Annotated in this window: 20 protein-coding genes and 2 tRNA genes; 11 read left to right on the top strand and 11 right to left on the bottom strand. The window is 40.5% G+C overall.

The features are described 5' to 3' along the window. The first annotated feature begins 291 nt into the window (after positions 1 to 291). Positions 292 to 2,634, top strand: a complete 2,343-nt coding sequence (locus ACTB00_RS00430; protein WP_463297974.1) for a transglycosylase domain-containing protein — start codon at positions 292 to 294, stop codon at positions 2,632 to 2,634. Here the strand turns inward: ACTB00_RS00430 and ACTB00_RS00425 are convergent. Next, positions 2,631 to 3,524 (bottom strand): carbon-nitrogen hydrolase, encoded by an 894-nt coding sequence (locus tag ACTB00_RS00425; RefSeq protein WP_463297973.1) that lies wholly within the window; start codon positions 3,522 to 3,524, stop codon positions 2,631 to 2,633. The two genes, ACTB00_RS00430 and ACTB00_RS00425, sit on opposite strands and share 4 nt — an antisense overlap. Positions 3,525 to 3,538: 14 nt before the next feature. Continuing rightward, the gene (locus tag ACTB00_RS00420) at positions 3,539 to 4,567 is read right to left on the bottom strand and encodes an agmatine deiminase family protein (RefSeq protein ID WP_463297972.1); all 1,029 of its coding nucleotides are present in this window, start codon (positions 4,565 to 4,567) and stop codon (positions 3,539 to 3,541) included. Positions 4,568 to 4,744: 177 nt separating this feature from the next. Here ACTB00_RS00420 and ACTB00_RS00415 point away from each other — a divergent pair, with 177 nt between their 5' ends. Further along, entirely contained in the window at positions 4,745 to 4,996 is a 252-nt protein-coding gene (locus tag ACTB00_RS00415; protein ID WP_463297971.1) for a hypothetical protein, read from the top strand. A gap of 77 nt (positions 4,997 to 5,073) precedes the next feature. On the opposite strand, the gene ACTB00_RS00410 is transcribed toward ACTB00_RS00415, so the two are convergent. The 5 genes from ACTB00_RS00410 to ACTB00_RS00390 form a co-directional block, all read right to left on the bottom strand. After that, the gene (locus ACTB00_RS00410; protein WP_463297970.1) at positions 5,074 to 6,111 is read right to left on the bottom strand and encodes a DUF4837 family protein; all 1,038 of its coding nucleotides are present in this window, start codon (positions 6,109 to 6,111) and stop codon (positions 5,074 to 5,076) included. A gap of 101 nt (positions 6,112 to 6,212) precedes the next feature. Further along, a complete protein-coding gene (tatA, locus tag ACTB00_RS00405) occupies positions 6,213 to 6,410 on the bottom strand; it encodes a twin-arginine translocase TatA/TatE family subunit (protein WP_463297969.1) in 198 nt (65 codons plus the stop codon). A 63-nt stretch (positions 6,411 to 6,473) separates the two neighbouring features. Further along, positions 6,474 to 7,817: an RIP metalloprotease RseP gene (gene rseP / locus ACTB00_RS00400; RefSeq protein WP_463297968.1), complete on the bottom strand. Its 1,344-nt coding sequence runs from the start codon at positions 7,815 to 7,817 to the stop codon at positions 6,474 to 6,476. Positions 7,818 to 7,824: 7 nt separating this feature from the next. Then, a complete protein-coding gene (locus ACTB00_RS00395) occupies positions 7,825 to 8,997 on the bottom strand; it encodes a 1-deoxy-D-xylulose-5-phosphate reductoisomerase (RefSeq protein WP_463297967.1) in 1,173 nt (390 codons plus the stop codon). Between the two features lie 8 nt (positions 8,998 to 9,005). Continuing rightward, on the bottom strand, positions 9,006 to 9,869 hold the full coding sequence (locus ACTB00_RS00390) for a M23 family metallopeptidase (protein WP_463297966.1): 864 nt from the start codon (positions 9,867 to 9,869) through the stop codon (positions 9,006 to 9,008). A 211-nt stretch (positions 9,870 to 10,080) separates the two neighbouring features. On the opposite strand from ACTB00_RS00390, the gene ACTB00_RS00385 reads away from it, so the two are divergent. After that, positions 10,081 to 10,153: transfer RNA gene (locus tag ACTB00_RS00385), tRNA-Met, on the top strand. Positions 10,154 to 10,331: 178 nt separating this feature from the next. On the opposite strand, the gene ACTB00_RS00380 is transcribed toward ACTB00_RS00385, so the two are convergent. Together ACTB00_RS00380 and ACTB00_RS00375 are read right to left on the bottom strand one after the other, a co-directional pair. Beyond that, positions 10,332 to 11,687 (bottom strand): glycoside hydrolase family 28 protein, encoded by a 1,356-nt coding sequence (locus tag ACTB00_RS00380; RefSeq protein WP_463297965.1) that lies wholly within the window; start codon positions 11,685 to 11,687, stop codon positions 10,332 to 10,334. Between the two features lie 262 nt (positions 11,688 to 11,949). Next, a tRNA-Val gene (locus ACTB00_RS00375) sits at positions 11,950 to 12,024 on the bottom strand. Between the two features lie 165 nt (positions 12,025 to 12,189). Between ACTB00_RS00375 and ACTB00_RS00370 the strand changes: the two genes are divergently transcribed. From ACTB00_RS00370 to ACTB00_RS00345, 6 genes are all read left to right on the top strand, one after another. Next, positions 12,190 to 14,757 (top strand): LamG-like jellyroll fold domain-containing protein, encoded by a 2,568-nt coding sequence (locus ACTB00_RS00370; protein ID WP_463297964.1) that lies wholly within the window; start codon positions 12,190 to 12,192, stop codon positions 14,755 to 14,757. Positions 14,758 to 14,975: 218 nt separating this feature from the next. After that, positions 14,976 to 16,502 carry an SUMF1/EgtB/PvdO family nonheme iron enzyme gene (locus tag ACTB00_RS00365; RefSeq protein WP_463297963.1) on the top strand — a complete coding sequence of 509 codons (1,527 nt, stop codon included), beginning with the start codon at positions 14,976 to 14,978 and terminating at the stop codon, positions 16,500 to 16,502. Between the two features lie 13 nt (positions 16,503 to 16,515). Then, a complete protein-coding gene (locus ACTB00_RS00360; RefSeq protein ID WP_463297962.1) occupies positions 16,516 to 17,865 on the top strand; it encodes a Gfo/Idh/MocA family protein in 1,350 nt (449 codons plus the stop codon). A 104-nt stretch (positions 17,866 to 17,969) separates the two neighbouring features. Then, the gene (locus ACTB00_RS00355; protein WP_463297961.1) at positions 17,970 to 18,899 is read left to right on the top strand and encodes a glycosyltransferase family 2 protein; all 930 of its coding nucleotides are present in this window, start codon (positions 17,970 to 17,972) and stop codon (positions 18,897 to 18,899) included. Next, positions 18,899 to 20,968, top strand: coding sequence for a hypothetical protein (locus tag ACTB00_RS00350; protein WP_463297960.1), 2,070 nt, complete (start codon positions 18,899 to 18,901; stop codon positions 20,966 to 20,968). The genes ACTB00_RS00355 and ACTB00_RS00350 overlap by 1 nt, the downstream gene beginning before the upstream one ends. A gap of 18 nt (positions 20,969 to 20,986) precedes the next feature. Next, positions 20,987 to 21,241, top strand: coding sequence for an LPXTG cell wall anchor domain-containing protein (locus tag ACTB00_RS00345; protein ID WP_463297959.1), 255 nt, complete (start codon positions 20,987 to 20,989; stop codon positions 21,239 to 21,241). A gap of 74 nt (positions 21,242 to 21,315) precedes the next feature. Here the strand turns inward: ACTB00_RS00345 and ACTB00_RS00340 are convergent, their stop codons facing one another. Both ACTB00_RS00340 and ACTB00_RS00335 read right to left on the bottom strand, forming a co-directional pair. Further along, positions 21,316 to 21,846: an RNA methyltransferase gene (locus tag ACTB00_RS00340; protein WP_463297958.1), complete on the bottom strand. Its 531-nt coding sequence runs from the start codon at positions 21,844 to 21,846 to the stop codon at positions 21,316 to 21,318. Positions 21,847 to 21,852: 6 nt separating this feature from the next. Beyond that, entirely contained in the window at positions 21,853 to 23,127 is a 1,275-nt protein-coding gene (locus ACTB00_RS00335; protein WP_463297957.1) for an arginine deiminase, read from the bottom strand. A 112-nt stretch (positions 23,128 to 23,239) separates the two neighbouring features. On the opposite strand from ACTB00_RS00335, the gene ACTB00_RS00330 reads away from it, so the two are divergent. Both ACTB00_RS00330 and thpR read left to right on the top strand, forming a co-directional pair. Next, a complete protein-coding gene (locus ACTB00_RS00330; protein ID WP_463297956.1) occupies positions 23,240 to 23,830 on the top strand; it encodes a DUF4294 domain-containing protein in 591 nt (196 codons plus the stop codon). Between the two features lie 14 nt (positions 23,831 to 23,844). Then, positions 23,845 to 24,408, top strand: coding sequence for an RNA 2',3'-cyclic phosphodiesterase (gene thpR, locus ACTB00_RS00325; protein ID WP_463297955.1), 564 nt, complete (start codon positions 23,845 to 23,847; stop codon positions 24,406 to 24,408). Positions 24,409 to 24,501 lie beyond the last annotated feature (93 nt).

Here is a 24,501-nt window from a genome sequence, read left to right as displayed (position 1 = left end):
TTTCTAAAAATTTCTGCAAATAAAAGAAAATGCTTGACGATCTTCAAATTTTAACTGAAGATTCTTGATTTCTTATTTGTTTGATAATGATTATTTTATTGCCCTTTAGTCCTCATTGATAGCTTGCTGAGTGTTGAAAATCAGGCCAAATAAATTAACTGAAAATTTAGCGCTCTGATCACGATTGGGGGCAGTAAAGTGAAATACCCCATCTCGTTTTGAAATAGTAAAAAATAATATTCTTATTCCTTTCGTTATATTTGTCTCCAATACTCACTTTACAATTTTCGGATGGAAAAAGAGAAGAAAAATTTTAGAAAATATACGTACGGATTTTGGTCGTTATTTTTTTTGGGGCTGTTGATGGTTTTCGGACTGTTCTTTTTTATTGCGAAGGGCAAAATGGGGGAGATGCCTACTTTTCGCGAGCTGGAAAATCCTCAAAGTTTGTTAGCTTCTGATGTTATTTCTCGCGACCACAAGGTGCTGGGGCGATATTTCAGGGAAAACCGGAGTTATGTGAATTATGATAATTTACCACCTGAGTTAATTGAAGCATTGGTTGCGACCGAAGATGTTCGCTATTACAGCCATTCAGGAATTGACTTGCGCGGGTTGTTGCGCGTTGTGAAGGGAGTAATCACTGGCGATAGCAGCTCTGGTGGAGGTAGCACAATTAGCCAACAATTGGCTAAAATGCTTTTCCCACGCCAGCAATTTGAGAGTAAGCTCGAGTTGGTGTTGCGCAAATTTAAGGAATGGGTGATTGCGGTTAAGCTGGAGAAAAGCTATACAAAGGAAGAAATCCTGACAATGTATTTAAATAAGTATGATTTTTTGAACCTTGCTGTCGGAATTAAATCTGCTTCGCGTATTTATTTCAATACAGAGCCGGATTCATTGAAAATGCATCAGGCTGCCATGTTTGTTGGGATGGCGAAAAACTCTTCGCTTTATAATCCGTTGCGCCGGCCGGAGCTAACAAAAAAGAGAAGAAATACGGTATTGGCTCAGATGCAAAAATATGGATATATTGATCAGCAAGCTTACGACTCCATCAGTGTACTTCCGCTAGGACTGAATTATCAGAAGGAAGACTTTAAAAGTGGACTAGCTCCGTATTTTCGCGAGTATTTGCGAATAACGATGGGAGCCTCGAAACCGGAGCGTAGCAAATATGCTTCGTGGCAACAAGTAAAATATGAAGAAGATTCGGTTGAATGGGAGACAAACCCCTTGTTTGGATGGTGCCAAAAGAACTTCAAGCCGGATGAGACAAACTATGATTTGTATGAAGATGGATTGAAGATTTATACGACAATTGATTCGCGAATGCAACGATATGCGGAGGAAGCCGTTGAGGATCATTTAAAACTGGATTTGCAGCCCGATTTCAATAAACATTTAAAATCTCTTGAAAATCCCCCTTTCTCGGGAGATATGGATGACGAAGAAGTCGACGGCTTGTTGAACCGGAAAATCCGGCAAAGTGAGCGTTATCGAGTCTTGAGATTGGAAGGAAAAAACTTTAACCAAATTCGCAAGGTGTTTGAGCAACCCGTTGAAATGGAGATTTTCACCTGGAAGGGCGATAAGGATACAATTATGACTCCGTTGGATTCAATTCGACATTATCTCAGTTATTTCCGCTCTTCGTTTATGGCTATGGATTTGGCAACCGGGCAAGTTCGGGCTTATGTTGGTGGACCTAATTACAGGCACTTTATGTATGACATGGTGAAGGGAGGAAAGCGCCAGGTTGGATCGACAGTGAAACCATTTATGTACACACTGGCGATGCAAAACGGATTATCGCCATGTACCAAAGTGCCCAACGTTCGCCAACAATTTGTCATGCCGGATGGAACCATTTGGGAAGCTAAAAACTCAGGAAGTGAACGTGAAGGCGAAATGGTTACCCTAAAGTGGGGACTTGCTAATTCGGTGAATAATATTTCAGGCTGGGTGATGAAACAGTATAATCCACAATCGGTGGTGGATGTGATGGAAAAAATGGGTGTTTATAGTAAGATTGATCCGGTGCCATCCATGTTCTTAGGAACATCGGATATTACCTTATATGAAATGGTGGGCGCTTATGGAACTTTTGCCAATAAAGGCGTTTATACCCAGCCCATTTTTGTTACTCATATTGAAGACAAACATGGTAATGTAATTGCCCGCTTTCGTCCTGAACGGCACGACGCCATTGATGAACAAACGGCTTATCTGATGATCAATTTACTTCGGGGAGTGATTGATGGCGGAACCGGAGGACGTGTTCGTTGGCATCCGGTTTATGGACAAATTCAAGGACCTATTGCCGGAAAAACAGGAACCACGCAAAACCATTCTGATGGGTGGTTTATGGGAGTGACACCACAAATTGCTGCCGGTGTTTGGACAGGCGCAGATTTGCGAAGCATCCATTTCGATGACATTTCAACCGGACAGGGAGCTAACATGGCCTTGCCGGTTTGGGGGCGGTTTATGAAGAAGGTGTATGCCGACAAATCGCTCGAGTACAAGCCCGACCACGAGTTTGAAAAGCCAACCAACTTCATTATGGATTTGGATTGCGATGAGCAAAATGACGCCAGCAAGAAACCCGCTGAGTTTGAAGACTTCTTTTAGTCGGTTAAAAAACGTTTGGTAATGTCGGTATAGCTGCTAATTCTGCGATCACGGAAAAATGGCCAGATGCGTCGTACATCTTCGGATCGGGTTAAGTCTACTTCAACCAATAAATTTTGTTCCGTATCGGTGGGGGCTTGTTGTAAAAATTCACCTTGCGGTCCGGCTACAAAGCTATTACCCCAAAATTGAACTCCTTCTGATCGTTGTGACGGATCGGCTTCGTGCCCAATCCGGTTGACGCTGATTACCGGAACACCATTAGCTACTGCGTGCGAACGTTGAATGGTAATCCATGCATTGCGTTGGCGATCTTTTTCCTGCTCGTCATCGCGCGGGTCCCATCCAATTGCGGTGGGATAAATGAGCATCTCGGCACCAGCCATTGCCATTAAGCGGGCAGCCTCAGGATACCACTGATCCCAGCACACCAACACGCCTAATTTACCAATAGAAGTTTCAATCGGATGAAAGCCTAAATCACCCGGTGTGAAGTAGAATTTTTCATAAAAGCCAGGATCGTCGGGGATGTGCATTTTGCGGTATTTCCCGGCAATGCTTCCATCTTTTTCAAAAACAACCGCTGTATTGTGATAGATGCCGGCGGCTCTTTTTTCGAACAGGGAAGTGACCAGCACCAGCTCGTGTTTTTTTGCTAATTCAGAATAATATCGAGTTGACGGGCCGGGAATTGGTTCAGCGAGATCGAATGAATTGACATCCTCTGTTTGGCAAAAATAGAGGCTATTGTGCAACTCTTGAAGCACAACGAGCCCGGCTCCCTGTTTGGCACAGTCTGCAATGTTTCGAGCCAGTTTTGCTTTGTTCTGATCGATATCTCCGGTATTGCTTTGTTGTATGAGTCCAACTTTAATTTTATTTGCTGTCATTTGTTTCTTTATAATTAGAGTACGCCAATTGGAAACTGCATGCTGATGCAATGAATTGATCCGTGCTGTTTAATCAACGGACGGCTGTTTATCGGCACAATTTCATGTTCAGGAAACAGCTTTTTCATGGTTTCGATAGCATCTAAATCCTGTTTTGCTTCATAAACAGGAAGCAGCACGGCCTTGTTCAGTATCAGAAAATTCGCATAAGTTGCAGGTAGTTGCTCTCCGTCTTCATCATAAATTGGATCGGGAAAGGGTAGTGGAACGAGCTGAAATGGCTGACCATTTTGATCAGTCAGTTGCTTTAGTTCTGCTTCCATTTTTTGGAGTGCGTCATAATGAAGATCCTGCGTGTTGGTGCATTTGATATATGCAATTGTGTTTTTATTGCAAAAACGAGCCAGTGTATCAATGTGGCTGTCGGTGTCGTCGCCGGCTAAGAACCCGTGATGCAACCATAGTACTTTTTCAATATGCATGATTTTTTTCAACAAAAACTCAATAGCTGTTTGACTTAAATGTTCGTTGCGATTTTTTGACAGCAGGCATTCGCTGGTTGTTAATGCACAGCCGGCTCCATTGCTTTCAATTGCTCCTCCCTCGAAGGTGAAATACGAAAGGTCATGCAGCCGAATTCTTTCCTGAAAGGCTTTTTGTTGGTAAAGAGTTGACGTAATTTGGTTGTCGTAGTTTGCAGCAAATTTCATTCCCCAACCATTAAAGCGGAAATCGAGTAATGCTGGTTGCCCATTTTCAATAATCGTAATTGCAGCGTGGTCTCTGGCCCAGGTATCGTTGATGGGCATCTCCTGAATAATTAGCTGCTCATTGTTATTTTGAAGAAAGCCGGGAAGTGAATTTTTATCACGACAAACAATCAAGAGCTTTTCGCGCTTTAGAATTTCTTTGGCAATTTGCTCATAAATGGGAAGTACCTCTCCGAGGATTGAGTTCCAGTCGGTCTGAGTATCGGGCCAGGTTAGTTGAACCCCACTTTGACTCTCCCATTCAGCCGGGAAATAAGATGATATTTCGGTCATGCTAATTAATTCGTTTACGCTTCAAATTAAAAATACAAATCTTGTTTCAGTGATCAAAAATAGAATATTTTCAACTGAAAAATGACTTGGGTGAGTAACTATTGTCTATTTGAACAAAATCAAAAGATGTAATAGATGTTATCTTGAATGTAAGTCTTAAACTGACTTGTTCTATTTATGATCGGAACATGGGAGTTAGGTGATAAAAATGGCAAAACCGAACTGGTTTATCGCGAAGAAGATCAAAGCTGGTATATGAAAAAAGGTAAAAAGTACCAGAAGTTGGTTAAAGTAAATTTGGGGGAAACTCAAAATCGAACTTCTTATACGATAACACTACCAAAGGGCGAAATGAACGTAAATTCGAGGTTTGATCCGGTTGCATTAAAAGAGGAGTTAACGCTTTCAAATCAAGTAGTATTGCAATAGTCAATTACAATATTATAGCAAAAAGAAAGGGAATTGCGTGATCACACAATTCCCTTTCTTTTTATTTTTTTTGGCTGTTAATTTCCCATGTCTATTTGGCTTTTAATTTTATCATTCTTTTTCTGGTCGGGTAGCTTCAATGAATAAATCATGGCTTCCACTTGACGCAAGTAGTTGCGTTTGTCGAAACGTGGAGCATAAACGTAACCGTCAAGGGCAACAATGCGGTTGTTTGCGGCGTCTAATACCGATAAGTTGACGTACGGCCCGCCCATAAAATCACCTTCAACACGCCATAGCCCACGCATCTCAGCAGCATAGTTCCCATTGTGTTCCAATACATTAAAAACCGGAGGTATCCGATGCTCGGTTGTCATGTAGCTCCCCGAGGCCGGGCCTTCAACATGTGCTTTCAGTATCGAGTCTCTTTTGTTTAATAAGAAATCTTTGGTAAATGTACTATCCGACTTGTATGGATAGGTGTAAATGATAATTCCTTGACTGATCTCTGGAGTTTCATAACGAACCCAAGCAAAATTTTCTCTTTGAAGTGTCACTTTAAAGCCTGGAGGAATCGTTATGTCGATGTTAAATTTCTCCTTAATCGTGTTCTTTACAGCCTTGTCGCTATAGTTTCGGTAGTTCATTTGTAGGCGGTTGCGCTCCGCTTTTAGCATAAATGCAATAATCCGATCCGAATGTCGCTCGAGCAGTTGATTGAAATCTTCGGTTGATCGAGCATTAATATCAACAACAGACTGTGGCCAGGCCCAGATGTCTTTTCTGAACCGTACTTGTGAAGAATCAACTGTTGTCGATATTTTGATACGGATAATATTTCTGGTTGTTTTGAAAATTTCGCCAAATGCATTTGGCGGAACCTGAATCAGGTCGAAAATTGGCTCGTCCTGTGGTAAGGCGAGTTGAGGTTGCGCCAGTATTTCCCGGAATCGTTTTCCGGTTGCACCTTCCCAGGTCGCATCAGGCACTACCACGACTAATTCGCCGGCTTTACCGGTAATTTTTTTACGCATATTGGTTTGGTCGTCACACGAAGTGAATAGCAATGCAGCCATTAAAACCAACAAAAAAGTTGAGGAGGATATTCGTTTCATAGTTATCAGAATCTGAGTTTTGCAGCTAAATCTACAAAAATCTTACCATAAAAAAATCCCGTCATATAAACGGGATTTCATTTCAGTCTAAATCTTGTTCTTTATTTTTTTTCAGAATCTTTTTTAGTTTCTGGCTGCTCCTCGTCTTCTTTGGTGGCATTTTTGAATTCCTTCATTCCTTTTCCCAATCCTTTCATTAATTCCGGAATTTTTCGGCCACCAAATAAAAGTAATACAATGACTAATATGATGATTATTTCTTGAGGGCCAAACGTGCCGCAGATAATTGATAAATACATAGTTTAACGTTTAAATGGTTTCTACAAAAATAGAAAAAAAATCATCGCTTCTTAATTCCTTATTTAAAAATACTGATTAATTAGCTTGAAGATATCATTTCCGTTGGCAAAGAGTACCAAGCTAAGTAAAATGACCATGCCGGTAATCTGTGCGTATTCCATGAACTTTTCACCAGGCTTGCGTCCCGAAACAATTTCGTAAAGCAGGAAGGTGACATGTCCTCCGTCTAATGCCGGAATCGGAAGTAAGTTCATAATTGCCAGAATAATAGAAAGAAATGCGGTCATGTTCCAGAATGAATACCAATCCCATGCTCCGGGGAAAATATTCCCAATGGCAATAAATCCACCGAGAGATTCGTAGGCCTTTGTTTTTGGAGAAAATATGAGTTTGAATTGCTTCAGGTAATCTTTAACAGTGTTTATACCGCGACTAAACCCCGCCGGAATAGACTCCAAAAAGCCATATTCAATAGTCTCGAATTGGAGGTAGCTAAACGCTTCTTCTTGTGGTTGTGCCTGAAATCCGGTAATCCCATCTTCTGGAACAGTTACAGGAATTGTTAATGATTTTCCATCCCGATTAACTTCAAGCTCAATCTTTTCGTTTTTATGCGCTTTGATGTAGTTTAGAAATTCGTCGTAGTAGGTGAATTTTTTTCCGTCGATTCCTTCAAATACATCACCTTTTTGCAGTCCGGCAGCTTCGGCAGGAAACCCCTTTTCAACTTCGGCTACTTTTACATGGAAAAATCCTCTGGGGCTGATTACTCGCCTGCTTTTTATAAGGGTAGCCAAATCATCATCAGTAACTTCAACTTCAACTTGCTTGCCATCTCTTAAAACCTGAATGGTTTTTGCATTGTCAAGAATAACAGTTGGTATGATTTTATTAAAATTGTCGATGTAATTGCCATCGACCGATAAAATTTGGTCTCCATCTTCAAGTCCGATTTCTTGCCCGGTTTCGGATACCGTGATTCCGTGGGTGACATTTTCCGTGGGTAAGAATTGCTCTCCCCAAGCGTAAAGTACTCCAATGTAAATCACGAAAGCAAAAATAAAATTCATCATCACCCCACCAAGCATAATGAGTAGACGCTGATATGGTTTTTTAGATCGAAATTCGTGCGGTTGAGGTGGCAGTTGCATGGCTTCTTTGTCCATCGACTCATCAATCATCCCGGAAATTTTCACATACCCACCCAGTGGCAGCCAGCCAACTCCATATTCGGTTTCGCCGCGTTTCGTTTTAAACAAGGCAAACCAAGGATCAAAAAACAGGTAGAATTTCTCCACCCGGGTTTTAAACAGACGGGCAAAAGCAAAGTGTCCAAATTCGTGTAATACCACCAAGATGGATAAACTTAAAATCAATTGTGCTGCTTTTATAAATACTTGTTCCATTCTTCTTTTATAGCTTTAATTTACTTCGTTGTTTAATGATCGAAGTCGTTAACAATCGTGTTTCTTTATCAGTTTGAATATAATCGTCTAAAACCGGATTTTTTATGGCGCTTACTTTTTGCATGCTTTCTTCAATCAAATCAGGCATATCAACAAAGCGTATTTTTTCTTTTAAAAAGGCTTGCACCACAATTTCATTGGCGGCATTCAAAATACATGGCAAATTGCCCCCTGCTTTCAAGGCTTCAAATGCGAGTGCAAGGTTACGAAATTTTTTTGTATTCGGCTGTTCAAAAGTCAGTTTTGGGTAATCGAGGAAGTTAAATCGCTCGAAATTTGATGGTAGTCGGTTGGGGAAATTCATGGCATATTGAATGGGCAATTTCATATCCGGAAGTCCCATTTGGGCCTTCATCGAACCATCACGAAATTGAACCAGAGAATGAATAATGCTTTGCGGATGAACGATTACATCAATCTGCTCCGGTTTTAGATCGAATAACCATTTGGCTTCAATTACCTCAAATCCCTTGTTCATCATACTGGCCGAATCTACGGTAATTTTAGCGCCCATGTCCCAGTTTGGATGTTTCAAAGCATCAGCCTTAGTTGCTTTTTCAAGCTGCTCCTGGCTGTAATTTATAAATGGGCCTCCGGAAGCGGTCAAATAAATTTTCTCAATCTCATTCATGTGTTCCCCTGCCAAACACTGAAAGATGGCTGAATGTTCGGAATCAACCGGATAAATACTGACTTTATTTTTCAGAGCCTCACGAGTAATAATTTCACCGGCTACCACCAGTGTCTCTTTGTTAGCCAGTGCGATGTGTTTACCTGCTTCAATTGCTTTTAAAGTTGGAATTAAGCCTGAATAGCCAACCATTGCTGTCACCACCATATCTATTGTGTCCAACTGAACCACCTGCTCCAGAGCTTCCTTACCGGCAAATATTTTAATTGGCTCATTTTTTAAAGCTTCGGCAAGCTTTTCGTAACGGCAATGATTGGCGACTACCACCATATTGGGCTGGTATTTCTTTGCTTGCTCAACGAGCAGATCAATATTATTATTGGCTGTCAAAACTTCCACTTCAAATTGATCGGGATTTTGAGCTATGACTTCCAATGTTTGTGTTCCAATTGATCCGGTTGATCCTAAAATAGCAATACGTTTTTTCATGGTAAGGTTTAAAAGTCAATGTATTTTTCAGGGTCGATAGCGATACCGCGATTCCAGAGTTCAAAATGAAGGTGTGGGCCGGTGGTCAACTCTCCGGTATTTCCCATAATCGCGATCGCTTCCCCCGCTTTTACCTGGTCTCCAACATCTTTTAACAACTCAGCATTGTGTTTGTAGACCGACACTAAGTCATTTTCGTGCTGCAGATAGATGACATAACCGGTTTCGGCTGTCCACCCCGCAAAGATTACCGTGCCATCCAGCACCGCTGAGATCCTCGAATTTGGTAATCCAACAACATCAACAGCCCGATGATCGGATTGGACATCGAACTTATTGGTGATCATTCCTTTCAATGGGACAAAAAAATGAATGTTGGCAATGTTTCTGCTTTGGGGATTTTCTTTTTGAATAGACAGGTTGAGTTGCTCTTCCAGTATTTTTTGTTTGAAAACCGAATCGTGGTTATAGTAATTGATTTGCAAATTGTTTGGGGGGATGGCTGTATCAGTAACAAAATCAGGATCCTGTGGAACATCTCCTTCAATTAAAATTCGTATTTTATCGAAGTAGTTGTCCCTGATTTGTAATTGTTCTTCCAGTGAGTCGACCAAAACCGCATTGTGCACAATTAATTGCCGAACTTCGGATGAGGGATAGCCGGGAATGAATTCGCGGATTGGTGTATAGGCAATCATTAGGATGGTGAAAAGAATGAGAAGTAATCCACCAATTCCGAAAAAGGTAAAAACCTTGAGTCGTGTTAACTTTATACTCCATGCCGTTTGGTAGGTTGAATCGTTATAAATGATTAACCTGTAACGGTTTTTGAGCTTTTCAATTAGCTTTTTCTTTTTTTCCTTTTTTGCCATTCTCCGATTTTGCAGCAACAAAATTAGCAACAATTCGATGATTGCCTATTTCGAAGCTCTGAAATTAAGACTTTTTAACGCGGTGAAGATATTTCAAAATAAATCACAATCATTTTGATTTTCTGAAAACATCCATTATATTTGCATCCGCATTTGAGACAAGATCGTCAAAAATGTACGTTCAAAGAGACTAAAAATACTTAAGATATATTGCGGGATGGAGCAGTTGGTAGCTCGTTGGGCTCATAACCCAAAGGTCGTCAGTTCGAGTCTGGCTCCCGCTACTTAACAGAAGGAGAATCAAAAAATTGGTTCTCCTTTTTTGTTGCCTGTAACGGAGATGATGGAACTCGCATTAAGAAAAGTTTATCGAGGAACTCCAAAGAAAATGCCGATAGAGTCTATATTGCTCAAAAAACACCTGTCGCCTTGAGCATTCACGGCACCGATCTTTTGAAAACTTTATTTTACAAATGAAGGAGCTGTCGCCGGTTCACCAATTATTACATCATTCATCACAATATTTTGTGTGTCAGTAAGGCTGATCGCATTTTTTGCTGAATGGATGGTGAGATTATTAAAAAATACATCGGAAACCTTCTTTGACGGAAATCCCTGAATAACAACGCCAGTTCCGCTTGCTTGTTGGCAGGTAATGTCGTTAAAATAGATGTCAGATATTTTAGTTGCAAAGCCTTTGCCTTCATTGTGATAAAAAGAAGTGATGTAAATGCAATCTTCAACTTCACCAAAGGCAATGTTGTCAAGGAATATATTTCGAATAAAACCACCTCGGTCGGGATTCGATTTTAGATAAACCCCCCTTTTCAGTTTCCCTGCAAAGTCACAATCGGATACAAAAACGTTTTCAACTCCGGCCGACATTTCACTTCCAATGACTAAGGCATGCAGGCCTTTGAAATGGCAATTTCGAGCGACAATATTTTCCGATCGATACCTGGATCCTCTTCCTTCGTGATCCCTTCCGGCTTTAATTGCAATATTGTCATCAGAATTGTTGAAATGAATATTTTCAATGAGAACATTCTTTGAATATTCCGGATCTATTCCGTCATTGTTTTTGTTTTGGGCATCGTAACGCACGCCTCTCACGGTCACATTTTCGCAACGTAGCAGGTGCAAACACCAAAAAGGAGAATCTTCCAATTTGACATCGGAAACCTTGATTTTACTACAATCGAAAAACTGAATTAACTGTGGTCTTAGGAAATGTCCCTGTCCGAAAATCCGATCCTCAATTGGTGAATTGCTGTGGTTCATTTCGCGACTAAGAAGCTGATCCGGTTTTTGTTTGCCGTGCCAGGTCGACCAGGTTTCTGAAGCTTCTCCATCGATTGATCCTAAACCGGTAATGGCAATGTTGGTACACTTATACGCATAAATAAACGGGCTGTAATTATATAAGAAAGTACCTTCCCAACTGGTTTTCACTACCGGAAGATAATCTTCATAATTGGACCCAAATCGTAAGTTTGCTCCTTCCTCCAGGTGTAGTTCCATATCGCTGATTAAATGAATTGGACCATTGATGAGGTATTTGCCTGACGGAAACACAAGCTTTCCGCCTCCTTTGGATTTTAATTCTTTTATCGCCTGATTAATTGCGGGTTTGCTGTTTTTTGCTAACTCAACAACCGAAGCAAAATCAGTAATCTTTATTGTATTCGGCGGTATTTCTGGTTCTGATATTTGACTGATGATTCGCTGGATGTCAGCATTTTTATGTTGTGCAAAAGCGGGGAGTTGAAGTGCTAAGAATAAAGTTAGTGACAGAAGAATTGAGAATTTGGTCGTCATTTCAGCTATTTTTTTTGTGAGGAGATCAAGATAGTACTTTTCTTTTTTTATGCCCAATTTTTCAGTGACAATATGATTCTGTTTAACAAGCGAGCTTTTTATCAGAACCTGTCTGTTTCTTATTTTGTTTACGTGCCGTGCTCACCGAATGACTCACGAAAACATTGAATTTGATTGGATTATTATGGCTTGAGAAAAAAATAAAAAATCCAATAAGTGATTCATTTACTGGATTTTGATTCGATTTGTAGTCTGTCCGAAGTGGGTTGTACTGGATTCGAACCAGTGACCCCTACCCTGTCAAGGTAATGCTCTAAACCAACTGAGCTAACAACCCTTTCGAGCCACAAAAATAGAAAAAATATAGCTCCGCCGTCAACTTATCTGCAAATTGGTGTAATTAATTCCGCCGCTAAATCTGTATTAAAATGCTATCGTTATGATTCAAGCCTTTTTATATCTTTGTTAGATTATAAATTCGATGGTAGATGGTCATTAGTCTATGATACAACAACGAGCAATAAAATTTATTCTTCTTTTATTTTCATCCTGTATAGCATTTCAAGTTGCAAAAGCAGCTGAAGATGTTGTTTTTAAGCATTATGACGAAAGTATATTTGTGATTTCCAATTTTTCAGGAATTGACGCTACAACACGAGAAAATAAAACCATATCAGAGTTGCTTGATGCCAATGTTGGAGGTTTTCGGTTTTATTTGGAATGGGATCGGCAGAAAAGTCAGTTGATGTTGCGTGATGCCTATGGGAGATACCAACCTTTACAGGATCCGTTGACTGTAATTCGGAAAGCACTTGAAAATGAGCCGGATAAAATTCTGACCTTGTTTCTCGATTTTAACGTTAATGCGAACGAGTTAACAGCGATTATTGGAGAGACCGGTATTTTGCCTTATCTCTATGTTCATGAGGAGGAAAATGAATGGCCGACCTTGAAAAACATGGTAGAGACCGGGAAACGAATTGTTATTTTTACGATGCAGCAACACCGAAAAAGTCCGGAGTGGTTGCACTATGTTTGGGATTATGCGGTTGAACCTTACTTTTCAATTTTGGAAGCTCCGGATTTTGACGGTGAGTTTTTAAAAGGAGATGCTAAAAACAGCTTATTGATTTATAACGACTATAACTTCCCCAAAAGAGACGGTCAGCCAGATGAATCGTTTTTCAATACAAGCCAGAACCCATATTTGATTGAGCATGTTAAGAGTGTTTGGAAAAGCACCGGAAAGACTCCAAATTTTATTATGCTTGATCGTTTTCAAACCTGGATTTTGCAGGTGCTATATCAGCTGAGAGATTTCAAAACAATAAAAGGAACGGTTACGTTTAATGCACAACCTTTAAATTACGTGAGCTGGGCGGGGACAAACAGTCTTAGCTTTGGCAATTATTGTTTTCCTGCGGGGCCGGGAGAAACATTGGTTTTAACTCCTAAAAGCCCGGGATATCAGTTTAAGCCGGAGTCGGTTGTTTTTGAAGAGCCGGAACAAAACAAACAGCAGCATTTTGTCGCGATTCCATTGGAAATTACGGAAGGGCTGGAGGCCTATTACAGTTTTGAGAACGGCTCCATGGATTATAGTATCAACAGCTTTAATGGGGAAGATGTTGATATGCAATATCAAGATGATGAGCAACGCGACATGGTTGCAGTTTTTGAAAAAGACAGCTATATTATTTTACCGAAAGCCGAAGATTTGAAGCTCAGAGATCATGATTTTACGGTTTCAACATGGGTAAAAATAAAGGACTATAATGTTACTGAGCGTGACATTAGTATTATCGGAACCAAAGGGAGCTCCTACCAACAATCCATCCACCTTGTATTGCGAAATAAAAAACCGTATTTCGGATTTTATGCCAATGACCTGCAAGGAAATACAACAATAGAAGCAGGAAAGTGGTACCATTTGGTTTGGCGCTACAATAAACTTACGGGCGAGCAAGCAATTTATGTGGATGGTAAATTGGATAGTCGTTCGCTCGGACATCCGTCGTATAAAGGCCGCGAGAATATTTATGTTGGAATGACCGGTTATAGTGCTAGTACGCATATGAATGGTCGGATTGACGACTTGGTAATCTGGTCGCGTACTTTGGGTGATGAAGAAATCTGGAGTTTGAGTAAGGATTTGGTTGATTTGGCTCAAAGCAAGAATATTTTCTTACGCTACCCATTATTGTCGAAAATCGGCATAATTACTTTAGCGCTATTGTTACTATTGCTGATCTACCTGAAACTTCCCTTGCGTTTGGGACGAAAACGCGATCTTCCGAAAGAAAAGCTTAAGGAATTGGAGGATGTTCAGAATGACTATCCAGAGCGGAATTACATCCAGCTTTTTGGCGATTTTCGGGTCGTTGATAAAGAGGGAGATGATGTTACACCTCAGTTTACTCCAAAAATAAAGCAGCTCTTTTTATTGATTCTGGTTTACTCGCAACACCGGAAGAAAGGGATTTCAACAAAGGAGCTATCAGAGATTTTGTGGCCGGGAATGAGCTATCAAAATGCAAAAAATAGTAGGGGCGTCACAATCCGGAAGTTGCGGATTATTCTTGAAAGGCTGGATTCGGTTGAGGTTGTTTTTAACGTTGACTGTTGGAATATTCATTTTGGAAATTCGGTTTACTGTGATTATGTAGAGTGCTTGAAAATATTGAAAGAGAATAAAGAGAAAGAGCCAACATTTTATCCTGATTTTTATAAAATTGTCCGTGCTGGTGAAGTTTTGAAAGATGAGAACCACGATTGGCTTGATGACTACAAAGGTTTTGTTGGAAATAATATTGTTGACAATCTACTAAAGTTTATTCACCGATTGGAACTGGAAGTTGATCACGACTTGATTTTAAAACTGGCAGACCGTATTTTGCTTACCGATCCGATCAATGATCAGGCACTGTCTTATAAGCTTCGCGCATTGGTCGTTCAGAACAACCTCAATACTGCAAAATATACCTATGAGAAGTTCGTAGTGCTTTACGAAAAACTTTATGGTGAACGATTCGAGCTCTCATTTGATGAACTAATTCACGCTCGAAATTAACGGAGTATTCATCAGGGTTAATTTATTTTATTAATCTTTTATTTGTTTGTTTTTTAGTGAGTTGTGAATTTTAAACATTGCTGTAGAACACAATATTAACCCACTTTATAACCCGAAAATAACCTTCGTTTAAGCCTTCGTTAAGGTTTGAGTAACTGATGCATGCTAGATTCGTTTCGTCTTAATGTACCAGTACATTTTAAATATTTGTAAATTTAATGAAACGGAAAAGCATTTTGGGTGGTAAGCGAATTTATTTGGGTCTTGTATTGATCGGAGTTGTTGCATGTGTCGTTATTCTTCAATTAAGTAATCAAGCAATTGAATATACTTCTACTGATGATTATTGCATGTCGTGCCACGTTCATCCACATGCTGAACAAAGTTGGAAACTTTCAACTCACTACAACAACAGCGCAGGTGTAATTGTGCATTGTGTTGAGTGTCATTTGCCACCAAAAGGACACGGGCACCTTGCAGCCAAAGCCAAACACGGTTTTAATGATGTTTATGGCATGTTGTTTAAGGATAGTGCAGACTACAATTGGAAGGATAAGCGTAAGCTTGAAAATGCCAAACACTTTGTTTATAAAGATGCTTGCTTAAAGTGTCATCAAAACTTATTTCCGACAACGCTCTCCACCGAAGGAGATGATGCTCATTTGTATTACCTAACAAGCAAAGAGGAATTGCGATGCATCAATTGTCATTTGCATGTTGGCCATTATGACCCTAATGCGAAACATGAACACAACTTAGGTTTTGGCAAAGTGCCGGAAACAAACACTGAAGTATACGAAAATCCAACTGAAGTAAGTTCATTTAAAGATTTTACTGAAAAAATCCCGGGCACAAGTGTTTCCTTCGAGATGGTTGCTGTTCCCGGGGCGACTTTTAAAATGGGAAGTCCCAAAAATGAACCTCTGCGCGATGAAGATGAAGGACCCGTTTTCCGGGCAAAAGTTTCTGACTTCTGGATGGCAAAAGTAGAAGTTAGCTGGGAGGAATATCTGGCATTTTTTAAAGCAACTTCTTCGCAAGGAAGAAAAGAAGCAATGGACATTGATGAAGAGGTTGATGGAATTACCGGACCAACACCGCCTTGGGGAGCACCTGACCAAGGATGGGGAAAAGGAGCGAAACCGGCTATTACCATGAGTTGGCACGCCGCCAATACTTATTGCAGGTGGTTAAGCCAGGTAACTGGCAAGAAATATCGGCTACCAACCGAGGCGGAATGGGAATATGCATGTCGTGCCGGTCAGTCAAGCCCATACCCATTTAAAGGCAATCCAAAAGATTACTCTTCAAAAGGAATATTTAGGAAAATATTTTCACCGGATACTGCAATTATTAATTCGTTTGTCGCCTATGAGATGAACAGCGAGGGGATGACAGTAGGTCCAGCTAAGGTGAAAGCCAATGCTTTTGGGTTGAAAAATTTACCGGGGAATGTTGCTGAATTCTGTTTGGATTATTACGATCCTCATATCTACCAGAAGTACAGCGAGCAAGATATAGTGGTAAATCCAAGAGGGCCACAAAAAGGACGAGAGCATGTCATTCGTGGCGGATCGTTTAAAAGCGATGCTAAAGATGTGCGATGTGCTGCCCGGGATTACACAAAAACGAAAGCCTGGTTAATGACTGATCCGCAGATGCCGAAATCAATTTGGTGGTATTCTGATGTCGTGGAAGTTGGTTTCCGCGTTGTATGTGAAGTAGATGAAACATTAGAGCAATAAAACTCAGTGAACAATGACAAATAAATCGAAAAATATTAATCGTCGTCGGTTTCTCGAAGCAACAGCTTTGGCAGGGATTGGAGCAATGGGTGCAGGTGCAGTTTTGTCGTCGTGCAAGTCAACGAAAGATGCAAGTGAACTTGGATTACCGCCAATACTAAGAGCAGCGCCAAGTGGCAAAAAACTACGAGCAGGATTGGTTGGAGTTGGTAACCGTGGAACGGGGGCTGCGATAAACTTTATCAGTGCAGGACCCGACTTGGAAATTGTTGCTTTGGCTGATGTTTTTCAGGATAAAATTGATGCTTGTCGGAAACGATTTGCGGGTTACAAGCGACCAATCCCGGAAGAGAATTGCTTTGTAGGATTTGATGCCTACAAGAAATTGATGGCTTTAGAAGAAGTCGATGTCGTTATTTTAGCAACGCCACCACAATTCAGGGCGGAGCATTTTAAGGAAGCCGTTAAACAAACAAAGCATGCTTTTTTAGAGAAACCCATGGCTGTTGATCCGGTGGGAATTCGTTCAATCATTGCGACGGCTAAAAAAGCGGAAGCGATTGGTTTGAATGTGGTTACCGGAACGCAGCGTCGTCATCAGGAAGATTATATCGAAACCTATAAGCAGGTTGCCAATGGAGCCATTGGACAAATCACTTCAGCAAAAGCTTTCTGGAATCAAAATCATGTTTGGTTTCGCACACGGGAAGAAGGTTGGGATGATATGACTTACATGATCCGCAACTGGAATAATTTCTGCTGGTTATGTGGCGACCATTTTCTGGATACGCACGTGCACAACATCGATGTGGTGAATTGGTTCATCGGCAAACATCCCGAAAGTGCGATTGGCTATGGTGGAAGAGCGCATCGAATTACAGGCGATCAGTACGACTTTTTTAGTGTCGATTTTGACTTTGGAAATGGCGTGAGCTCTCATAGTATGAGCCGCCAGATTGATAACTGTGCCAATGGAACCGGCGAAATGGTTGTTGGAACTGAAGGTTACACCAATTGCCAGAACACAATCTGGAACCTGGATGGTTCGGTAAAATGGAAGTTTGAATACCCGCTGGGGGAAGATGGAGAACCAATGAGCAAGGTGAAAATCCCGCCCTACGTTCAGGAACATATGCATTTAGTGCATGCCATTCGAACCGGAGAGTATGTCAATGAAGCAGAGCAAACAGCAATTTCAACCCTGACAGCGATTATGGGACGAACAGCCGCTTACACCGGGCAGAAAGTTAGCTACGACGAAATTTTTAAATCAGATATGGATCTTGGGCCAAAAGAAATCAAGTTTGGGCCTGTTGATCTTGAATTTCCTGTTCCTGTGCCGGGAACAGCACACAAAGCTTGAGTATAACTAGCAAGCCAACTAAACCACTATTAACCAGGATTGGGGGAGCCATTTGGCTTCCCCATTTCGAAGACGAGCAGAAGAACGAACTAAAAATGAAGTAAATGATATCTCTGGTAGTTCCAATATTAAACGAAGAAGAACTGATTAACGAATTAGTATCAAGATCTGTCAGTGTGCTCGAAAAGCTTTCTGAGGAATTTGAGTTGATCTTTGTAGATGATGGAAGTACCGACACGAGCTTACACAAATTAATCGGTCATCAGGAGCATGATTCGAGGGTAAAAGTTATTTCCCTATCCAAGAATTTTGGGCATCAAGCGGCTTTTACAGCGGGCTTGGAAAATGCTTCGGGAGCTTATGTAGCCATGATGGATGGAGACTTGCAGGACCCCCCCGAAGTGCTTGAGGCGATGTATGAGAAAATCGTTAACGAAGATTACGATATTGTAAGTGGGAGAAGGTCTGATCGGAAAGGGAACCAAACGAAAAATGGAATGACACGGCTGTTTCATCAGATTTTTAAATCAGTAGCCAATCTGGAAGATCTTGAAAATGCCGGCAATTTTTCCATGATGAACCGACAGGCACTAATGGCTCTTTTGTCGATGAAAGAACGGGTTCGCTATCTTCCCGGCCTACGAAGTTTCGTCGGGTTTAAACAGGGATTTGTAGACTATGTGCGGGACGAACGATTGCAGGGACAGGCTAAAATGACCTTTGGGAAGCTATCGCTTTTAGCAGCTGATGCCATTTTTTCCTTTTCAAAATTTCCAATTCGCTTGTGCCTCATTTTAGGCTTCATCGGAACTATCGTTTTCATGTTTGCAGGGATTTATGTGTTGACCGCAAAAATATTTGGATTTGCCATTACTGGATGGCCATCAACAGTTTTGAGCATTTATTTCTTAGGCTCAATACAACTGATTTTTTTAGGAATTATTGGCGAGTACGTTTATCGTATTTATAAAGAATCGCAAAAGCGACCACTTTATTTTATCAGAAAAATATATCAGAACGAAGAAAAAAAATAATGAAACAACGTCACCTGAAAATATTATTTTATGCGTCGGCAATAGCACTGCTTTTGAGCTTGCTGTTTATTAGCCGCGATGCAGGTATTTCAGGAGATGAGCAAGTACACTATCTGCATTCAGAAAAAGTGTACGACTATTTTGCATCGATGGGTAAAGATCGTGACGCATTGAAAACCCCTAAAACCCATCTTCAATATTATGGACAGCTCCCCGATAATGTTGCAACCTTTTTAATTCACTGGTTCAATATTGAAGATGTTTATGGTTTTCGACATCTGGTTAGCAGCGTTATTGGCTGGCTGTGTATTTTTGTTACAGCCTTGTTTGCTACCTGGCTAAAAGGGTATCGCGTCGGTATTATTACGCTTATTCTTTTTGCTGTTTCCCCCCGCTTTATCGGACATTTACAAAATAATTTAAAAGATATTCCTTTTGCCCTGGCTTATATTGCCGGTGTGTTTTACACACTGAAATTAACCTATGCCAGATTTAAAACCAGCTCGTCGCATTCGATTTCACTTTTAATTGCGAGTATTGCTTTTTCCGTCAGTATCAGGGCAGGAGGAATCTTATTAGCTTTTTATTTGCTTCTGGCCGGAGTGCTCTTCTATTTGGTTGAGTACTTCGGCAGAGGGCAGATAAATTGGGCTCAGGTGCAACGAACACTTGTCAAGTTAGTTGTATTTTCAATTGCAGGTTATTTGCTCGGTCTTTTGTTTTGGCCGTACGCCCTCCAAAATCCAATTGTCAACCCATGGAAATCATATCAAGTGATGACAGATTTCCCGACTACAGTTCGGCAGATTTTCGGGGGGGAATTTATTTGGTCAGACTTTCGACCATGGTATTATCTTCCCAAGTACATGTTAATTACCATCCCAATAATTGTTTTTGTTGGAGTGGTCATGTTTTTTTATCATTGGAAAGCGGTGTCTGGTAACAGGCATCGCTTCACTTATTTTTTTCTGATCCTGACCACTGTCTTCCCAGTGGTTTTTGTGATTTTATTGAAAGCTAATTTGTATGGTGCCTGGCGGCATTTCCTGTTTATTTACCCAGGTATCGTAATTTTAGCTGCCGTTGGAATTCACGAATTTTACAGCCGCATTAAATTGAAGTCGGTAAAAATCACGTCAATCGTCATTTTGTTGTTCTTGTTAATTCACCCCTTAAGGTTTATGGTTAAAGCTCATCCATATTACTACTTATACTACAACCAGATTGTTGGCGGATTGAAAGGCGCATATGGAAATTATGAGACTGATTATTATTACCATACCATGCGAAGTGGAGCCGAATGGTTGAAGGATTATATGGAGGAACATAATGTGAGTGGGCAGGTCGTTGTGGGCAGTAATTTCCCTGTGGATTGGTATTTTCGCGATCAATATAATCTGAAATTTACGTATTTTCAGTACCGGCTCCGGAGTGATAAGGATTGGGATTACGCGATTATCGGCAATAGCTATATTTCACCTGATCAATTGACAAATGGCAACTTTCCACCTGAAGGAACAATTCATGTGGTTGAGGTTGATGAGGTGCCGGTTTGCGCTGTTGTAAAAAGAAAGTCAGAAGCTTCTCACCTTGGAGTAAAGGCCATTCAAAATGAAAACTATGAGCTAGCTGAAGATTATTTTTGGAAGGCGTTGGAATTTTATAAAAAAGATGAACATATTTACTATCGTTTGGGAAAAACCTTAAGTTTGCAAAACAAGAATGATCAGGCAATTCTAGCCCTTGAAGGTTCTTTGAAGGTAAATCCAAATTATGAGCCTACATTAAGTTTGATGGGACGACTAAAGGAGAAGGAGGCAAGTTTTGTGGAAGCAAAATATTATCTTGAGCATTTGTTGGACGTTAACCCAAAGTATTTCAGTGCCTACGTTAATTTGGCAGAAATTTATGAAACGACCCAACCTGAAAAAGCTCGGGAAGTCTTGAAGCGTTGTTTACAGATTTATCCGCAGTATAAGCCTGCAATTCGGGCTTTGGCTGATACCTATCAGGAAACACATCCTGAAATTGTGGATAAATACAAGGAATATTTGAATACACTTAATTGATAACTAAAATACAATACAATGAAAAAATTATTCATGATTTTGACGCTTTTTGGTATGTTGGCAGTGGGCGGAATGAGTCCGGCACTTGCTCAGGAGCAAGAAGATGATTTATTTGAAATGGAAGATACCTTATCGATTGACGATATGGATCCGGTTTTTTACGAGGAGAATGAGGAAGCCAAGGACAGCCAGACAGTGACAATTGTAGTTATAGCTGCAGTGGTGATTGTTGGCGCCGGTATTTATTTTGTTTCAAAGAAGAAAAAGAAATAACACTCTGCGTAAAAATGAAAAGCGGCTTCACATGAGGCCGCTTTTTTATGTCTTCTTTTTTTGACAGCGATTCGTTAATAACGGAATTTTTTAAATAAATCCCATAAAACAATGCCGGCACTCACCGAAATGTTGAATGAATGCTTGATACCAAATTGTGGAATTTCAATGGCTCCATCGCATATATTTACAACTTGTTGCTGAACACCTTTCACCTCGTTCCCAAAAACCAATGCCAGACGATCAGTTTCTTTAACTTTAAAATCAGGAAGCATTACACTCTTTTCAACTTGCTCAATGGCAAAAACTTGGTATCCTTCGGCTTTTAACTTTTGTACCGAATCTTCTGTTCGCTCAAAGTAAGTCCACGGAACCGACTTTTCGGCGTCCAGTGCCGTTTTATGAATTTCTTTATTCGGAGGAGTTGCCGTTATGCCACATAAATGAATTCCTTCAATTAGCAAGGCATCGGAGGTACGAAAAACTGATCCGATGTTGTTGCAGCTCCGAATATTATCGAGCACAACAATTAGGGGCGTTTTTGTTGTTCGCTTGTATTCTTCGGTGCTAATCCGGTCAAGTTCGTTTGTTCTAAGTTTTCGCATAATTAACTACCATTCAAGTGGTTTTCGGCGGAAGGGCATGGTCATACATCGGGCGCCACCTCCACCGCGTGCAAGCTCCGAACCGGCAATGGTTATGACACATTTTTGGCCTTTCGTAATTTCTGCATTTCCGTTTATAAAATCTTTCGCTTTTATAACTTCAAATCCGTATTTGTTGAGTTCCTCTACGGTGTTTACATTACGTTCGTAGCCAATAACCTGGCCTGGAGCGATGGCAAAGAAATTAGCCCCGCTATGCCATTGTTCGCGTTCCTGTGTCCAGATATCTTTACTGCCACCACATTGCACCGGCTTTAAGTCAATGCCTAGTTTTTTTAGTGCTTTTGGCAGGTTTTTTCTTTCAGTAATATGTGAAACCTTCCCGTTTTCAATTTGGATATGAATCGTGTGATACCGATTAGTTCCCAGGATGAGCGGTTCGTATACCATGCAGGTGTCGCGGTCTAAAAAGGTAAAAACCATATCCAGATGAATGAAAGATTCCGGCGTATCGGGCAGTTCCTGTACAATAACGTGTCTAATTTTTTCCTTCTTCGATTGAATTTGTTCCAGAATAAAGTCGATGCCGGTGGTGCTGGTCCTGAGACCGGTTCCAATGACAAGAACATCTTCGCGGGCAACCTGAAAATCGCCACCTTCAATCATAATTTCCGGACTTGAGTTTAATTGGTTTGTTTGAAGTGGGTTCAGTGTTTTGGCTTCCAGCAATGGATGATGATTAAAGATGGCTTCCATAATCAAAGCTTCCCGATCGCGCACTTTATTGGCCATCTTGCCAATCACAACTTCATCCCGAAACGACATGGATGCATCGCGGGTAAACAGGAAATTGTGCAAAGGTGCCAGACTGAAACGCTCTTGGCTTAAATACCGGGTCAGATTGTCTCGCTTTATCGGAACCCCCTGAATGAGTTGCTTCGCTAGTTCGTCAGCATTGATTTCCTGTAATGAAGGAAGAATATCCAAAGCTCCTTCAGTGTGGCAAATCTCCTGCAATAAGCTGCTGCGTGCCGTATCATTCGTCAAAACATCGCCTAATAAATCCTTCACTTCAAAGCAGCGACTAACTTTTGATAGCACGCCTTTTAGTTGCTGGTATTCTTTTCCGGCAACAGCCAGATTCAGTATATCGCTATACAGTGCCCGCTTAGCAGTTTCCGGTGTCATTTCCTCTACTTCGAGCCCCGGTGTATGTACAATAACGCCTTCGAGTTCCCCAAACTCTGAAGTTACGTTTACTTTTAGTCTTTCAGACATCATTAACCCCTTTCTTAAGTTTGGCACAAATATAGCAACTCTAAACCGGAAGATAATCTGAAACTTCTATGATTCATTTCAGGTTAAATAACATGTGATTATCTTCGTATTTTGAATGATGAAACAGCTGTTGATTACCTCCATATTTGTTTTGATTTTGTCTGGGTTTGGATTCGGACAGGAACCTGATACACTTCATTTTCTGGAAGGAATTGAAGAGAATGGAGATACGCTGCCGCATCAGGATTTACAAACGATATCCGTGTATCCAAAAATTGTTTTTAAGTCGAAAAGGCGGGAGCGACGTTATTATCGACTTGAACGGAAAGTAAAAAAAGTATATCCCTATGCTCAAAAGGCAGCCGAGTTACTTAAAAAATATGAGGATGAATATTTAGCAGCCGAAAGCAGGCGCGAGCAAAAAAAATACATCAAGAAGGTTGAGGAAGAGTTGTTTGATGAATACGGCGATGAGTTGAAAAAGCTGTCGATTTCTGAAGGTCGGATCTTGATCAAACTGATTGATCGGGAAACCGGGCATACCTCTTATGAGTTAATCAAAGATTTAAAAGGAGGATTGGTCGCCTTTTTTTGGCAGGGTGTGGCTCGGATTTTTGGAAACAATTTAAAGGATGAATATGATCCGGTTGAGGAGGATATTCTGATTGAGCAAATTATTTTTAAAATTGAAGCTGGTATCATATAAAACAATGGTGGTTGATGATGAAATCGAAGCGTGTTTTTATTGCAATAAACGTTGAATTAAGTTCTGATCTTAGTCGTGTTTTTCAAGAACTGAAAGACGAACTGGAAAGTGACCGAATTCGGTGGGTGCCTGAAAATAACTTTCATATTACCTTGCGATTTCTGGGTGATCTTCAGCCAGATCAGATAGAAATCGTGAAATTGATTTTGGATGAGGTTTGCTCCAAAAAAAGAGCTTTTGTTTTCAAATTGTATCAGGTTGATTTTTTCAAACACCGGGGAAATCCTTCTGTGTTATTTTTCAATTTAGATCGCGTTGAAGATTTTGTTTGTTTGTCCGGCACCATTCAGAAAAGGTTGAATGAGAAAGGTATTTCTTCGAACAAAAAGTTTACTCCGCATTTAACATTGGCACGACTAAAGGAAATTAAAGATCTTTCTAATTTTTATCATGTCGTTGATAAATACAGGGAAATACCGACTCAGGAAATAAAGGCGGATCGAGTTATTTTTTATGAGAGTGTTTTAAAGCCTTCCGGAGCTGAATACCATGTTTTAGATGAATATCAATTGTCATAAAAAGCGCATCTCTAAAAAAAAAAAACTTGCTGCAATCTGGTTTGAATTTAGAAAATGAAAAGTATCTAAAATTCATTTGTTTGTAAATTGCTT

Source organism: Sunxiuqinia sp. (assembly GCF_055140945.1).
This window is presented reverse-complemented; position numbering and strand designations above follow the sequence as displayed.

Coding starts and splice junctions, on each gene's coding strand:
- thpR (WP_463297955.1), top strand. CDS start 23,845: ATGATGAAATCGAAGCGTGTTTTTATTGCAATAAACGTTGAATTAAGT.
- ACTB00_RS00330 (WP_463297956.1), top strand. CDS start 23,240: ATGATGAAACAGCTGTTGATTACCTCCATATTTGTTTTGATTTTGTCT.
- ACTB00_RS00415 (WP_463297971.1), top strand. CDS start 4,745: ATGATCGGAACATGGGAGTTAGGTGATAAAAATGGCAAAACCGAACTG.
- ACTB00_RS00335 (WP_463297957.1), bottom strand. CDS start 23,127: ATGATGTCTGAAAGACTAAAAGTAAACGTAACTTCAGAGTTTGGGGAA.
- ACTB00_RS00370 (WP_463297964.1), top strand. CDS start 12,190: ATGATACAACAACGAGCAATAAAATTTATTCTTCTTTTATTTTCATCC.
- ACTB00_RS00420 (WP_463297972.1), bottom strand. CDS start 4,567: ATGACCGAAATATCATCTTATTTCCCGGCTGAATGGGAGAGTCAAAGT.
- ACTB00_RS00430 (WP_463297974.1), top strand. CDS start 292: ATGGAAAAAGAGAAGAAAAATTTTAGAAAATATACGTACGGATTTTGG.
- ACTB00_RS00360 (WP_463297962.1), top strand. CDS start 16,516: ATGACAAATAAATCGAAAAATATTAATCGTCGTCGGTTTCTCGAAGCA.
- ACTB00_RS00390 (WP_463297966.1), bottom strand. CDS start 9,869: ATGGCAAAAAAGGAAAAAAAGAAAAAGCTAATTGAAAAGCTCAAAAAC.
- ACTB00_RS00410 (WP_463297970.1), bottom strand. CDS start 6,111: ATGAAACGAATATCCTCCTCAACTTTTTTGTTGGTTTTAATGGCTGCA.
- ACTB00_RS00340 (WP_463297958.1), bottom strand. CDS start 21,846: ATGCGAAAACTTAGAACAAACGAACTTGACCGGATTAGCACCGAAGAA.
- ACTB00_RS00425 (WP_463297973.1), bottom strand. CDS start 3,524: ATGACAGCAAATAAAATTAAAGTTGGACTCATACAACAAAGCAATACC.
- tatA (WP_463297969.1), bottom strand. CDS start 6,410: ATGTATTTATCAATTATCTGCGGCACGTTTGGCCCTCAAGAAATAATC.
- ACTB00_RS00355 (WP_463297961.1), top strand. CDS start 17,970: ATGATATCTCTGGTAGTTCCAATATTAAACGAAGAAGAACTGATTAAC.
- ACTB00_RS00350 (WP_463297960.1), top strand. CDS start 18,899: ATGAAACAACGTCACCTGAAAATATTATTTTATGCGTCGGCAATAGCA.
- ACTB00_RS00395 (WP_463297967.1), bottom strand. CDS start 8,997: ATGAAAAAACGTATTGCTATTTTAGGATCAACCGGATCAATTGGAACA.
- rseP (WP_463297968.1), bottom strand. CDS start 7,817: ATGGAACAAGTATTTATAAAAGCAGCACAATTGATTTTAAGTTTATCC.
- ACTB00_RS00380 (WP_463297965.1), bottom strand. CDS start 11,687: ATGACGACCAAATTCTCAATTCTTCTGTCACTAACTTTATTCTTAGCA.
- ACTB00_RS00365 (WP_463297963.1), top strand. CDS start 14,976: ATGAAACGGAAAAGCATTTTGGGTGGTAAGCGAATTTATTTGGGTCTT.
- ACTB00_RS00345 (WP_463297959.1), top strand. CDS start 20,987: ATGAAAAAATTATTCATGATTTTGACGCTTTTTGGTATGTTGGCAGTG.